Origin of the sequence: Kosakonia sp. YIM B13588 (genome assembly GCF_042788165.1) — a bacterium.
Lineage (GTDB): Bacteria > Pseudomonadota > Gammaproteobacteria > Enterobacterales > Enterobacteriaceae > Kosakonia > Kosakonia sacchari.
Genome location: NZ_JBHZPO010000006.1, coordinates 162892 through 176824 on the forward strand (window position 1 = coordinate 162892; position 13933 = coordinate 176824).

Sequence of the window (13933 nt, forward strand, 5' to 3'; positions counted from 1 at the left end):
TTTTTTACATCTCGATTTCGATATCGCCTTTCGCCCGGCAGCAGCAGGGCAAAATTTCCCCTTCGTTGATAAAGGCCAGCGGTTCGGCAATCCAGTCAACCTGGCCTGCCACCAGACGACAGCGGCAGGAGCCGCAGTAGCCTTCGCGGCACTGGTACTCAACTTCCACCTGGTGCGATTCCAGCGCCACCAGCAGGGAAGGGTGCTCATCCTGGCACTGTACGTGCGTGCCGGAAAGGCTAAGCGTCACGCGGCTCATCAGAGCTGGAAGCTACTCAGATCGTCGGTGTCGACTTCAGAGTCGATCTGACCGACCAGATAAGAACTCACTTCCACTTCCTGCGGCGCTACCTGGACATTATCGGAAACCAGCCAGGTGTTGATCCACGGAATTGGGTTCGAACGGGTCTGGAACGGTAAATCGAGACCGACTGCCTGCATGCGGATGTTGGTTATGTACTCAACGTACTGGCAGAGAATGTCTTTGTTCAGGCCAATCATCGAGCCGCCCTGGAACAGGTATTCCGCCCACTCTTTTTCCTGCAATGCCGCCTGGACGAACAGGTCATAGCACTCCTGTTTGCACTCTTCGGCAATCTCGGCCATTTCCGGGTCATCAACGCCGGAACGCAGCAGATTCAGCATATGCTGGGTGCCGGTCAGGTGCAGAGCTTCGTCACGGGCAATCAGACGGATGATTTTGGCGTTGCCTTCCATCAGCTCACGCTCGGCGAAAGCGAAGGAGCAAGCGAAGCTGACGTAAAAACGAATCGCTTCCAGCGCGTTCACGCTCATCAGGCACAGGTAAAGTTTCTTCTTCAACTCGCGCAGGCTAACGGTCACCGTTTTGCCATTGACGTTGTGCGTGCCTTCCCCCAGCAGGTGCCAGTAGCTGGTCATTTCAATCAGCTCGTCGTAGAAGTGCGAGATGCCTTCCGCGCGCTTGAGGATCTGCTCGTTGGTGACGATATCGTCAAACACCACCGCCGGATCGTTAACGATGTTGCGGATGATGTGGGTGTAAGAGCGTGAGTGGATCGTTTCTGAAAACGCCCAGGTTTCAACCCAGGTTTCCAGTTCCGGAATGGAGATCAGCGGCAGCAACGCGACGTTCGGGCTACGACCCTGAATGGAATCCAGCAGCGTCTGGTATTTCAGGTTGCTGATAAAAATATGCTTTTCGTGTTCCGGTAGCGCCTGGAAATCGATACGGTCGCGGGAAACATCAACTTCTTCCGGACGCCAGAAGAAGGAGAGTTGTTTCTCAATCAGCTTTTCGAAAATGTCATATTTTTGCTGATCGTAGCGCGCCACGTTAACCGGCTGGCCGAAGAACATCGGCTCCAGCAACTGATCGTTTTTCGTCTGTGAAAAAGTGGTGTATGCCATGGAATGTGAGTCCTGTCTTGCGAAAAAAAAGGGCGGGTTTCCCCGCCCCTTAGTTAGATCTTACATGCGCCGCTTTCGCAGCCATCGTCCTGGATGGAAGGTGCCAGGTCATCCTGCGCATCTTCCGCGCCATCGCGGGTGTTTTGATAGTACAGCGTTTTCACACCAAATTTGTAGGCGGTCAGCAAGTCTTTCAACAATTGTTGCATCGGCACTTTGCCCGACGGGAAGCGTGACGGGTCATAGTTGGTGTTTGCCGAAATCGACTGATCGATAAATTTCTGCATGATGCCGACCAGTTGCAGGTAGCCGTCGTTATTCGGCATTTCCCACAGCAGCTCGTAGGCAGTACTCAGTTTTTCGTAATCCGGCACCACCTGACGCAGGATGCCATCTTTCGACGCTTTGATGCTCACATGGCCGCGCGGCGGTTCAATACCGTTGGTGGCGTTGGAGATCTGCGATGAGGTTTCAGACGGCATCAGCGCGGAGAGCGTGGAGTTACGCAGACCGTGCGTTTTGATCGATTCACGCAACGCTTCCCAGTCGTAATGCAGCGGCTCGTTGGTAATAGCGTCGAGATCTTTCTTGTAGGTATCGATCGGCAAAATACCCTGCGAGTAGGTGGTTTCGTTGAACCACGGGCACGCGCCTTGCTCTTTCGCCAGCTCGTTAGAGGCTTTCAGCAACCAGTACTGAATCGCTTCGAAAGTCTGATGCGTCAGGTTGTTCGCGCTGCCGTCCGAGTAACGTTTGCCGTTCTTCGCCAGCCAGTAAGCAAAGTTGATGACGCCAATACCCAGCGTACGGCGGCCCATCGCGCCACGTTTAGCGGCCAGAATTGGGTAATCCTGGTAGTCCAGCAGGGCATCAAGCGCACGCACCGCAAGCGTTGCCAGCTCTTCCAGCTCGTCGAGGTTTTTAATCGCCCCGAGGTTAAATGCAGAGAGCGTACAGAGCGCGATTTCACCGTTTTCGTCGTTCACATCATCCAGCGGCTTGGTCGGCAGGGCGATTTCCAGGCACAGGTTGGACTGACGTACCGGCGCAACCAGCGGGTCAAACGGGCTGTGGGTGTTGCAGTGATCGACGTTCTGAATGTAGATACGGCCAGTGGACGCACGTTCCTGCATCATCAAAGAGAACAGCTCCACCGCTTTGATGCGCTGTTTGCGGATGCTGTCGTCTTTTTCATATTGGGTGTACAGGCGTTCGAACTCGTCCTGATCGGCGAAGAACGCATCGTACAGACCCGGCACGTCGGACGGGCTGAACAGGGTGATCTCTTCACCTTTCAGCAGACGGGTGTACATCAGTTTGTTGATCTGTACGCCGTAGTCCATGTGACGCACGCGGTTGCCTTCCACGCCACGGTTGTTTTTCAGTACCAGCAGGCTTTCGACTTCCAGGTGCCACATCGGGTAGAACAGGGTTGCCGCACCGCCGCGTACACCGCCCTGCGAGCAGGATTTCACTGCCGTCTGGAAGTGTTTGTAGAACGGGATACAACCGGTGTGAAACGCTTCGCCACCGCGGATCGGGCTACCCAGCGCACGAATGCGACCGGCGTTGATACCGATACCGGCGCGCTGGGAAACGTATTTCACAATCGCGCTGGAAGTGGCGTTGATGGAGTCCAGGCTGTCGCCGCACTCGATCAGTACACAGGAGCTGAACTGACGGGTCGGCGTACGCACGCCGGACATGATCGGCGTCGGCAGCGAAATTTTGAACGTGGATACGGCGTCGTAGAAGCGCTTCACGTAGTCCAGACGGGTTTCACGCGGATAGTTGGAGAACAGGCACGCGGCAACCAGGATGTAGAGGAACTGCGCGCTCTCGTAGATCTCGCCGGTCACGCGGTTCTGTACCAGGTATTTGCCTTCCAGCTGCTTCACCGCCGCGTAAGAGAAGTTCATATCGCGCCAGTGGTCGATAAAACCGTCCATCTGCTTGAACTCTTCTTCCGTGTAGTCTTCCAGCAGATGATGATCGTATTTGCCAAGCTCAATCATTTTCTTCACGTGGTCAAACAGCGCAGGCGGCTCGAACTGGCCGTAGGCTTTTTTACGCAGGTGGAAAATGGCCAGGCGTGCGGCCAGGTACTGGTAGTCCGGCGCGTCGCGGGAAATCAGATCCGCAGCGGCCTTAATGATGGTCTCGTGGATATCGGACGTTTTGATACCGTCGTAGAACTGAATGTGTGAGCGCAGTTCAACCTGAGAGATGGATACGTTACTTAGCCCCTCTGCCGCCCAATCCAGTACTCGATGAATTTTGTCGAGATTGATGCGCTCAGTGCCACCATCACGCTTTGTCACCAGCAGACTCTGATTCATGTGATTACCTGTCCGTGAAATAGAAAATATCCCCCCTTTTATCCACAATTCGTTGCTGTGATTAACTCTGTGGATAAATACTACATATAGGGGGTTTGCGATAAGAGAAACGCTATATGGTGAGTATTCTAGTAAGGATTCTTTTCAGTACAAGAGTTGATTTTGAGGTTAAATTGAGGTTGCGAAAGGGTGGTAATCGCTAAGTCCTCGTATCGTAAGGCCTGGCGGCGATGTCAATATTTCGCAAAAAAAAATGAATTTTTGATCGAGTGCTGATTTCTTCATCGGGAAAGGCAATTGCGCAACTTGATGCTGCGCAATCTTCTATCACTTTATCTGATGACCTTAGTCATTTTTTGCTGTTGTATGTAACATATAGTTCACATCAACGCCCGGCCCTAACGTAAACTGGTTTAACAACGGGTTGTAATGTAACCCGGTAATGTGACGCTCCTGTAACACGGTGCCGTCAACCCAGTTTAAGAGTTCCGCTGGCTTAATAAATTTCTTCACGTCGTGCGTGCCTTTCGGCACCATGCGCAGCACATATTCCGCGCCGACTACCGCCATCAACCAGGCTTTGCCGTTGCGGTTAATGGTAGAGAAGAAGACATGACCGCCGGGTTTGACCAGTTGCGCACAGGCCTTCACCACAGATTGCGGATCCGGAACATGCTCCAGCATTTCCATGCAGGTGACGACATCGTACTGCTGCGCGTGTTTTGCCGCATGTTCTTCTACGGTTTCCTGCACATAATTGACCTGAACGCCTGATTCCAGCGCGTGCAAGCGCGCCACCTGCAGCGGTTCAAAGCCCATATCCAGCCCGGTGACATCCGCGCCTTCTTGCGCCATGCTTTCTGCCAGAATCCCGCCGCCGCAGCCGACATCGAGCACTTTCTTACCGAACAGGCCGGCAGCGTGTTCGCCAATATAACCCAGACGCAGCGGGTTGATGCGGTGCAGGGGTTTAAACTCACCTTCTTTATCCCACCAGCGCGAGGCGACAGCCTCAAATTTGGCGATTTCAGCATGATCAACGTTTTGAGCGACCGGCGTTTTTTCGGCATTCATGGGCGCAATAACTCCTCTATCAATAAGACCCGTGAGTATATCAGGCCAACGGGATGAATAAACCTTTGCACGGGTGTTATAGGTTTACCTGTATCAAAGCGGTTGTGTTATAATTTGCGACCTTTGAATCCGGGATACAGTAGAGGGATAGCGGTTAGATGAGCGACCTTGCGAGAGAAATTACACCGGTTAACATCGAGGAAGAGCTGAAGAGCTCCTATCTGGACTATGCGATGTCGGTCATTGTTGGCCGTGCGCTTCCGGATGTCCGAGATGGCCTGAAACCGGTTCACCGTCGCGTACTTTACGCCATGAACGTATTGGGCAATGACTGGAATAAAGCCTACAAAAAATCTGCCCGTGTCGTTGGTGACGTAATCGGTAAGTACCATCCCCATGGTGATTCCGCAGTGTACGACACCATTGTCCGTATGGCGCAGCCGTTCTCGCTGCGTTACATGCTGGTCGATGGTCAGGGGAACTTCGGTTCCATCGATGGCGACTCCGCGGCGGCGATGCGTTATACGGAAATCCGCCTGGCGAAGATTGCCCATGAATTGATGGCCGATCTGGAAAAAGAGACGGTTGATTACGTCGATAACTACGACGGCACCGAAAAAATTCCTGATGTGATGCCCACCAAGATCCCGAACCTGCTGGTGAACGGTTCTTCGGGGATCGCCGTCGGTATGGCAACCAACATTCCGCCACATAACCTGACGGAAGTGATCAACGGTTGCCTGGCTTACATTGATAACGAAGACATCAGCATTGAAGAGCTGATGGTGCATATTCCGGGGCCGGATTTCCCGACGGCGGCGATCATCAACGGTCGTCGTGGCATCGAAGAAGCCTATCGCACCGGTCGCGGCAAGATTTACATTCGCGCGCGCGCGGAAGTGGAAACCGACGCGAAGAACGGCCGCGAAACGATCATCGTGCACGAAATTCCGTATCAGGTGAACAAAGCGCGCCTGATCGAGAAGATTGCCGAGCTGGTGAAAGATAAACGCGTTGAAGGCATCAGCGCGCTGCGCGACGAGTCCGATAAAGACGGTATGCGCATCGTTATCGAAATCAAACGCGACGCCGTGGGTGAAGTGGTTCTGAATAACCTCTACTCCCAGACGCAATTGCAGGTTTCTTTCGGTATCAACATGGTTGCTCTGCACCATGGTCAGCCGAAGATCATGGCGCTGAAAGAAATTCTGGCAGCGTTTGTGCGCCACCGCCGTGAAGTGGTAACGCGTCGTACGATTTTCGAACTGCGTAAAGCCCGTGACCGCGCGCATATCCTCGAAGCGCTGGCCGTAGCGCTGGCGAACATCGATCCGATCATTGAACTGATCCGCCGCGCGCCGACACCGGCTGAAGCAAAAGCGGGCCTGATCGCGCAACCGTGGGATCTGGGCAATGTCTCTTCCATGCTGGAACGTGCGGGCGATGACGCGGCGCGTCCGGAATGGCTGGAGCCGGAGTTCGGTATTCGCGATGGTAAATACTATCTGACCGAACAGCAGGCACAGGCGATTCTGGATCTGCGTTTGCAGAAACTGACCGGCCTTGAGCATGAAAAACTGCTCGAGGAGTACAAAGAGCTGCTGGAGCAGATTGCTGAGCTGCTGCACATCCTTGGCAGTGCTGAACGCCTGATGGAAGTGATCCGCGAAGAGCTTGAGCTGGTTCGCGAACAGTTTGGCGACGAACGTCGTACCGAAATTACCGCTAACACTGCCGATATCAACATCGAAGACCTGATCAATCAGGAAGATGTGGTGGTTACGTTGTCGCACCAGGGCTATGTGAAGTATCAGCCGCTGACCGACTACGAAGCCCAGCGCCGTGGTGGTAAAGGCAAATCGGCTGCGCGTATTAAAGAAGAAGACTTTATTGACCGCCTGCTGGTGGCCAACACCCATGACACCATCCTCTGCTTCTCCAGCCGTGGACGTTTGTACTGGATGAAGGTTTATCAGTTGCCGGAAGCGAGCCGTGGCGCACGTGGTCGCCCGATCGTCAACCTGCTGCCGCTGGAGCCGAACGAGCGTATCACCGCCATTCTGCCGGTGCGTGAATACGAAGAGGGCGTCAACGTCTTTATGGCGACCGCCAGCGGTACCGTGAAGAAAACCGCGCTTACCGAATTCAGCCGTCCGCGTTCTGCCGGTATCATTGCCGTCAACCTGAACGAAGGCGATGAGCTGATTGGCGTCGATCTGACTTCAGGCAGCGACGAAGTGATGCTCTTCTCTGCGGCGGGCAAAGTGGTGCGCTTTAAAGAAGGTGCTGTGCGTGCAATGGGGCGTACTGCGACGGGTGTTCGCGGTATCAAGCTTGCGGAAAAAGACAGCGTTGTCTCGCTGATCGTGCCGCGTGGCGAAGGCGCAATCCTGACGGTAACGCAGAACGGTTACGGTAAACGTACGGCGGAAACCGAGTACCCGACCAAATCCCGCGGTACCCAGGGCGTAATCTCCATCAAAGTCACCGAGCGTAACGGCGCAGTGGTCGGCGCGGTGCAGGTTGATGATTGCGACCAGATCATGATGATCACTGATGCCGGTACGCTGGTGCGTACACGCGTCTCGGAAATCAGCGTGGTAGGGCGTAATACCCAGGGCGTGATTCTGATCCGCACCGCGGAAGATGAAAACGTAGTGGGTCTGCAGCGTGTTGCTGAGCCGGTAGATGATGAAGAGTTAGACTCCATCGACGGTAGCGTGGCGGAAGGCGATGATGATATCGCGCCGGAAGTTGATACCGATACCGACGACGACGCGGCGGAGGACGACGCCGAGTAATGCGTTATGAGGGCCGGTTTCCGGCCCTTTTTCATTGCCGTTGCGGCCTTTGCGATTTATCGCTACCTTAATCACACTCTTTTTTAACTTCCTTGTGGCGGAGTTTCCCCAGGTTGAAATACCTCGTCTCTTTTCGCAGTACCCTGAAAGTCTCCCGCTATCTGTTCAGGGCGCTGGCGCTATTGCTTTGGCTGTTGATTGCCTTTTTTTCTGTCTTTTATATCGTTAACGCCTTGCATGACAAAGAGTCGGAAATTCGCCAGGAATTTAACCTCAGCTCCGATCAGGCGCAGCGTTACATCCAGCGCACATCTGACGTGATGAAAGAGCTGAAGTACATCGCTGAAAACCGCCTGACGGCGGAAAACGGTATTCTGACCTCGCGCAACCGCGACGACAAAACCGAAGTCCCGACATTTTTACCGCTGTTCCCGGATTCTGACTGCTCCGCCATGGGCAGCTCCTGGCGCGGCTCGCTGGAGTCGCTGGCGTGGTTTATGCGCTACTGGCGCGACAATTTCTCCGCCGCTTACGATCTCAACCGCGTGTTTTTGATCGGCAGCGACAATCTTTGCATGGCTGACTTCGGCCTGCGCGATCTCCCCGTTGAACGCGACGATACGCTGAAAAGCCTGCATGAGCGTATCGTTAAATACCGTAACGCTCCGCAGGATGAGCGCAGTAACAACGTCTACTGGATGAGCCAGGGGCCACGTCCGGGGATCGGTTATTTCTATGCGCTGACGCCGGTTTACCTCGGCAACCGCCTGCAAGCGCTGCTGGGTACGGAACAGTCCATTCGCATGGAAAACTTCTTCACGCCGGGTAGCTTGCCAATGGGCGTGACCATCCTGGATGACAATGGACATGCGCTAATTTCCCTTACCGGCCAGGATAGCGGCATTGTTGTCGATCCGCGCTGGATGCAGGAACGTTCGTGGTTTGGTTATACCTCGGGTTTCCGCGAACTGATCCTGAAAAAGAGCCTGCCACCGTCATCGCTGAGCGTGGTTTACTCCGTACCGGTTGATATGGTGCTGGAGCGCATTCGCATGCTGATCCTTAACGCGGTGTTGCTGAATGTGCTGGTCGGTGTGGCGCTCTTTACGCTTGCGCGCATGTATGAGCGGCGGATTTTTATTCCGGCGGAAAATGATGCCCAGCGGCTGGAAGAGCATGAGCAGTTCAACCGTAAAATTGTCGCCTCCGCGCCGGTGGGGATCTGCATTTTGCGCACTCAGGACGGCACGAACATCCTCAGTAACGAGCTGGCACACAACTATTTGAACATGCTGACGCATGAAGACAGGCAGCGGCTTACGCAAATTATCTGTGGTCAGCAGGTCAATTTCGTTGATGTGCTGACCAGCAATAATACCAATCTGCAAATTAGCTTTGTTCATTCACGTTATCGCAATGAAAACGTGGCGATTTGCGTGCTGGTGGATGTTTCTGCCCGCGTGAAGATGGAAGAGTCGTTGCAGGAGATGGCGCAAGCGGCGGAGCAGGCGAGCCAGTCGAAATCGATGTTCCTTGCGACAGTCAGCCATGAGTTGCGCACACCGCTGTACGGTATTATCGGTAACCTCGATCTGCTGCAAACGAAAGAGCTGCCGAAAGGGGTCGACAGGTTAGTCACCGCGATGAACAACTCGTCGAGTCTGTTGCTGAAAATTATCAGCGATATTCTCGATTTCTCGAAAATTGAATCGGAACAGCTGAAAATCGAGCCGCGTGAGTTTTCTCCGCGCGAAGTGATGAGCCATATCACCGCCAACTATTTACCGCTGGTGGTACGTAAACAACTGGGGTTGTACTGCTTTATTGAACCGGATGTGCCGATGGCGCTGAATGGCGATCCGATGCGTTTACAGCAGGTGATTTCCAACCTGCTCAGCAACGCAATTAAGTTCACTGATATGGGTTGTATCGTGTTGCATGTGCATCGCGACGCGGATTATCTCAGCATTCGCGTACGTGATACCGGCGTGGGAATTCCGGGTAAAGAGGTGGTGCGTTTGTTCGATCCCTTCTTCCAGGTGGGAACCGGCGTACAGCGTAATTTCCAGGGAACCGGGCTGGGGCTGGCGATTTGTGAAAAATTAATCAGCATGATGGATGGCGATATTTCCGTTGATACCGAGCCGGGCATGGGTAGCCAGTTCACAATTCGTATTCCGCTTTACAGCGCAGTGGCGCCGGTTCGCGCCGATGTCGATGGCCTGGCGGATACGTGCTGCTGGCTGGCGGTGCGTAATGCCTGGCTGTCGGGTTATCTGCAGACATTACTGCAATGGAACGGTATTCAGGTGAAGCAGTACGACGGACGCGCGCTGGGCAACCAGGATACATTGATCACCGATGATGAACTCTCCGCGTCGTGGACCGGGCGCGCGGCCATTATTTTCTGCCGTCGCCACATCGGTATTCCCGTTGAGCGTGCGCCGGGTGAATGGCTGCACAGCGTCGCGTCGCCCCACGATCTGCTTGCGCTGCTGGGGCGCATTTACCGCGTTCAGGTTATCGAGCCGCAGGCGAGCAACGCGCTTCCGGCCGAGACCCGCGAAGCGGCGCGTAACGATGACATGATGATTCTGGTGGTGGACGATCATCCGATTAACCGCCGCCTGCTGGCCGATCAGCTGGGATCGCTGGGATATCAGTGTAAAACGGCCAATGATGGCGTGGATGCGCTGAATGTTCTGAGTAAAAACCCTATCGATATTGTGCTCAGTGACGTCAACATGCCGAATATGGACGGTTACCGCCTGACACAACGTATTCGCCAGTTAGGGCTAACGCTGCCGGTGATTGGTGTGACGGCTAACGCGCTGGCGGAAGAGAAACAACGCTGTCTGGAATCGGGTATGGACAGCTGCCTGTCGAAGCCGGTAACGCTGGATATTCTCAAGCAAACGCTGGCGGCATATGCCGCGCGGGTACGAAACAGCCGGGTATAAAAAAGAACCCCGGCGGGTGCCGGGGTTGCGGGATTACTCTTTTTCTGTCTGCGTCAGGGTGACGGAGGAGAGATAGTTCAGCAGCGCGATATCGTTATCGACACCCAGTTTCATCATTGCTGATTTCTTCTGGCTACTGATGGTTTTGATACTGCGGTTCAGCTTCTTGGCGATCTCCGTTACCAGGAAACCTTCGGCAAACAGGCGCAGTACTTCGCTCTCTTTCGGTGACAGACGCTTGTCGCCATAACCGCCAGCGCTGATTTTTTCCAGCAGACGGGAGACGCTTTCCGGTGTGAATTTCTTCCCTTTTTGCAGTGCTGCCAGCGCTTTTGGCAGGTCTGTCGGCGCGCCTTGTTTTAGCACGATACCTTCAATATCCAGATCCAGCACTGCGCTCAGGATTGCCGGGTTATTGTTCATGGTAAGCACAATAATCGACAGCGTCGGGAAGTGACGTTTAATGTATTTGATAAGCGTGATGCCATCGCCGTATTTATCGCCCGGCATTGACAGATCGGTTATCAATACGTTTGCCTCAAGTTTCGGCAGGTTGTTAATCAGCGCTGTAGAGTCTTCAAATTCACCGACAACGTTTACCCATTCGATTTGTTCGAGTGACTTGCGAATACCGAACAGTACAATCGGATGGTCATCGGCAATAATTACGTTCATATTGTTCATGTATTAGGCTACCTTGCTACAGCAAGCTCTTGACGTAAGCGTCAATGTCGCTGATGTAATTTTCTATGCCTGGAACATCGCTCTCGCGAATTAATTGCTCCAGCGTTTCACACAACTGCTTACCAGGTACCAGATTAAGCATGGCAAACACGCCTTTCAGGCGGTGTGCCGTCTGCGCCAGCGCCGCGAAATCGCGCAGCGCCGACTCAGTATACAACCTCTTAACATCATCGGGTACTGTGTCAACAAACAGCGCGTAATAGCCGCTGGCGTGGAGCTCGGCGTTTTCGTCACCCCCCAAAGGCGACTCCGGTACATCCTCCTGCGCCAGTTGCTCTTCAATGAGTTGCAATATTGCTCCCTGCATTGCATTGCTCATATTAAAGTTCACGCGCAATTGGCCTGGACCAATTTTCCGCACGCCTGCCTCATCATCGCTTAAAAGCAAGCCTGAGGCAGTAAGATTAGACGGATTATCTGTCAAAAAGAGATCATATTCTTGACTTGATAACCGCTCATCCGGGGAAATACAACTCGCTCCCCAGTTTTCCAACTGGCGAACCACAATATTACGGATTTCGTTAGAGGTAATATCAATCATCGCCACCACGTCATCGAGTAATTTTTCTTCGCTCTCTGCCTGTTGTGGACGTGCCGCCATTTTCACATGCAGTGAATAACGGGTGCCCAGATCCTCACGCGCTTTAATATTCAGATGCCCGCCAAGCTTACGTGCCAGCTGATCGCACAGCCAGAAGGTGAGGGCGTTCGCTTTCCCGTACTGGTCACCCTGCGTATCGTTTAGGAAAGGGAAATGCAGGTTATCGATTTCACTGGCGTTCACACCCACGCCGGTATCGAGAATCCGGAAGGTCAGGCGGTCTTCTGCCGATTCGTCCACATTCACTTCAAGCGTGATTTTGCCCATCTGCGTAGTTGTGACTGCGTACTGGATCAGTAGCAACAGAATCCGACGTAGTGCATCGCGGTCGCCGTGACGCTCTTCATTGGCCGGAAGCGGGTTATTAATTAAGAGTTGCAGACCCTTACGTTTGATAACCGGCAGGACTTCCGGCACTACTTCGTCAATCAAATCCTGAATCGAGAACAGTGTAGACGAACCTTTCCAGCTGTCGCTTTCCAGCATATGCGCCAGCTGGATTTCATCGACCAACTGAACCAGCCTGTCGGCGTGATCCGCGACAAGGTTGCCTTCCTGGCTTTGCAACGCTGCGGCTTCGCTGGCCAGCGATTTAACCGGCTGTTTCAGCGACTCGGCTAGGTTACTCATAAAGCTTGCGCGGCCTTGCTGGTTTTTCTCATAAAGCCGTTGCGCCTGCTTGAGCTTTTTATTAACCAGCACTTCTCTGTCCTGGTCGCGAATAATAAAGATCTGCGTACGTGAGGCGACCTGGCTGCGGAACTGACGAATTTCGTACAGCTCGTTATTGATGGTGGCCTGAATCACGCCCTGATGTTGATCGGCCATGGCCGTAATATTCTGCAGATTCAGGTGAGGTAATAAGTGATCGGCGATTTTATTGCTCAGAACGGTGCGGTTCGCTTCCTGATCATGCACCAGCAGTCCCAGTGGCAGCAGCGACACGATCTCTTCATTAAAGGCGCGCAGCACGCGCAGTTCGTTACTCGCACCAGGCGTTGCCAGACCATCGGTTTTACGCCCTGGCATCTGGCGAAAAGTGGTGTAACCGAACAGTGCCAGCGCCAGCAGACCGATATTCAGCAGTAATGGCAGCAGAATATTTTGCAGCGTATCCAGCAGCAGTGTTCCGAATGGCACCTGCCAGACCAGACGCAGCCCGGTACCGTTCAATGCCGAGGAGATCTCAATGCGCGAACTATTAAAATTGACGGCAACGCTGTCGGTCGTTTCCTTATCCTGCCCGCGCGTGTTGGCTTGCGTGGTATCCGGATCGAGACGGAAGCTATCCAGCGTCATACCGGGTGGGATCAGATCATTAATCGGCAAATCGAATGCGACCACCGTGGCCAGGTGACCCGGCTGGTTGAAGGTCGTACGCAACGTGAAATAATGGCCGTTTTGCCAGGCCAGATGGCGCAGAGATGAAAAGCTTTCACGTTCATCGAGGGCATTAGCCTGCTGCAGCATTTCCGCACGGCGGGAATCGACAATATTACTGATCGTGTTGTCTTTGAAACCGGACGAAAGATCCTTTAGCGGCAACGTCGACACCAGGATCATGCTGTTATCCTGGCCGTTGAGGTAATACATCGACCAGGGCACGGTTTCCGCGCCCCAGAGCGTATCGAGGTAAGTGGAGATCCGCTGCGTCATCTCCAGCGTCGAACTGTCATGGGAACCAAAAATCAACGCTTCTGTTTTACGCCGTGGTTTTTCCAGGTAGTAAACATCTTGTTTTAAGCGCGTTTCTTGCAGACCTTCACCAGACGTAGCGGCAGGAGCCGCTGCAATATTGTCGTAGATTTGCCAGGTTGCGTAGCGCCAGGTGTCGATACGCTTATGAATAGCGTGGGTGATATCGACAATCTGATAGCTTTTATCTTTTAACCAGGCGTTGACCGCACTTTGGATCATCACCCCCATTGTCACCAACAGGACGATAATCAACAAAAGAAAGTAACGGGTGATGTTGCCCGGTATCAGGGAAAATTTGCCAGGGATCATTGTGTCCGATCGACTCAT

Annotated in this window: 8 protein-coding genes; 2 read left to right on the top strand and 6 right to left on the bottom strand. The window is 53.5% G+C overall.

The features are described 5' to 3' along the window. Positions 1-4: 4 nt before the first annotated feature. The 4 genes from yfaE to ubiG form a co-directional block, all read right to left on the bottom strand. Positions 5-259 (bottom strand): class I ribonucleotide reductase maintenance protein YfaE, encoded by a 255-nt coding sequence (gene yfaE, locus ACFX4U_RS12785; protein ID WP_017458569.1) that lies wholly within the window; start codon positions 257-259, stop codon positions 5-7. Next, positions 259-1389: a class Ia ribonucleoside-diphosphate reductase subunit beta gene (gene nrdB / locus ACFX4U_RS12790; RefSeq protein WP_200550362.1), complete on the bottom strand. Its 1131-nt coding sequence runs from the start codon at positions 1387-1389 to the stop codon at positions 259-261. Before nrdB ends, yfaE begins: the two co-directional genes overlap by 1 nt. A 53-nt stretch (positions 1390-1442) precedes the next feature. Continuing rightward, positions 1443-3728, bottom strand: coding sequence for a class 1a ribonucleoside-diphosphate reductase subunit alpha (nrdA, locus tag ACFX4U_RS12795; protein WP_313506627.1), 2286 nt, complete (start codon positions 3726-3728; stop codon positions 1443-1445). Between the two features lie 345 nt (positions 3729-4073). Continuing rightward, positions 4074-4802, bottom strand: a complete 729-nt coding sequence (gene ubiG / locus ACFX4U_RS12800) for a bifunctional 2-polyprenyl-6-hydroxyphenol methylase/3-demethylubiquinol 3-O-methyltransferase UbiG (protein ID WP_200550364.1) — start codon at positions 4800-4802, stop codon at positions 4074-4076. 158 nt (positions 4803-4960) lie between these two features. Between ubiG and gyrA the strand changes: the two genes are divergently transcribed. Next, the gene (gene gyrA, locus ACFX4U_RS12805; protein WP_349350515.1) at positions 4961-7603 is read left to right on the top strand and encodes a DNA topoisomerase (ATP-hydrolyzing) subunit A; all 2643 of its coding nucleotides are present in this window, start codon (positions 4961-4963) and stop codon (positions 7601-7603) included. Between the two features lie 113 nt (positions 7604-7716). Beyond that, entirely contained in the window at positions 7717-10563 is a 2847-nt protein-coding gene (gene rcsC, locus ACFX4U_RS12810; RefSeq protein ID WP_305735480.1) for a two-component system sensor histidine kinase RcsC, read from the top strand. A 33-nt stretch (positions 10564-10596) separates the two neighbouring features. Here rcsC and rcsB read toward each other — a convergent pair whose 3' ends face one another. Both rcsB and rcsD read right to left on the bottom strand, forming a co-directional pair. Next, positions 10597-11247 (bottom strand): response regulator transcription factor RcsB, encoded by a 651-nt coding sequence (gene rcsB, locus ACFX4U_RS12815; RefSeq protein WP_017458563.1) that lies wholly within the window; start codon positions 11245-11247, stop codon positions 10597-10599. Positions 11248-11263: 16 nt separating this feature from the next. Beyond that, positions 11264-13933, bottom strand: a complete 2670-nt coding sequence (gene rcsD, locus ACFX4U_RS12820; RefSeq protein WP_200550367.1) for a phosphotransferase RcsD — start codon at positions 13931-13933, stop codon at positions 11264-11266.

Excerpts from the sequence above, each read along its gene's own strand:
- rcsD (WP_200550367.1), bottom strand. The coding sequence starts at position 13,933 with ATGAGTCGATCGGACACAATGATCCCTGGCAAATTTTCCCTGATACCG.
- ubiG (WP_200550364.1), bottom strand. The coding sequence starts at position 4,802 with ATGAATGCCGAAAAAACGCCGGTCGCTCAAAACGTTGATCATGCTGAA.
- nrdA (WP_313506627.1), bottom strand. The coding sequence starts at position 3,728 with ATGAATCAGAGTCTGCTGGTGACAAAGCGTGATGGTGGCACTGAGCGC.
- gyrA (WP_349350515.1), top strand. The coding sequence starts at position 4,961 with ATGAGCGACCTTGCGAGAGAAATTACACCGGTTAACATCGAGGAAGAG.
- nrdB (WP_200550362.1), bottom strand. The coding sequence starts at position 1,389 with ATGGCATACACCACTTTTTCACAGACGAAAAACGATCAGTTGCTGGAG.
- yfaE (WP_017458569.1), bottom strand. The coding sequence starts at position 259 with ATGAGCCGCGTGACGCTTAGCCTTTCCGGCACGCACGTACAGTGCCAG.
- rcsB (WP_017458563.1), bottom strand. The coding sequence starts at position 11,247 with ATGAACAATATGAACGTAATTATTGCCGATGACCATCCGATTGTACTG.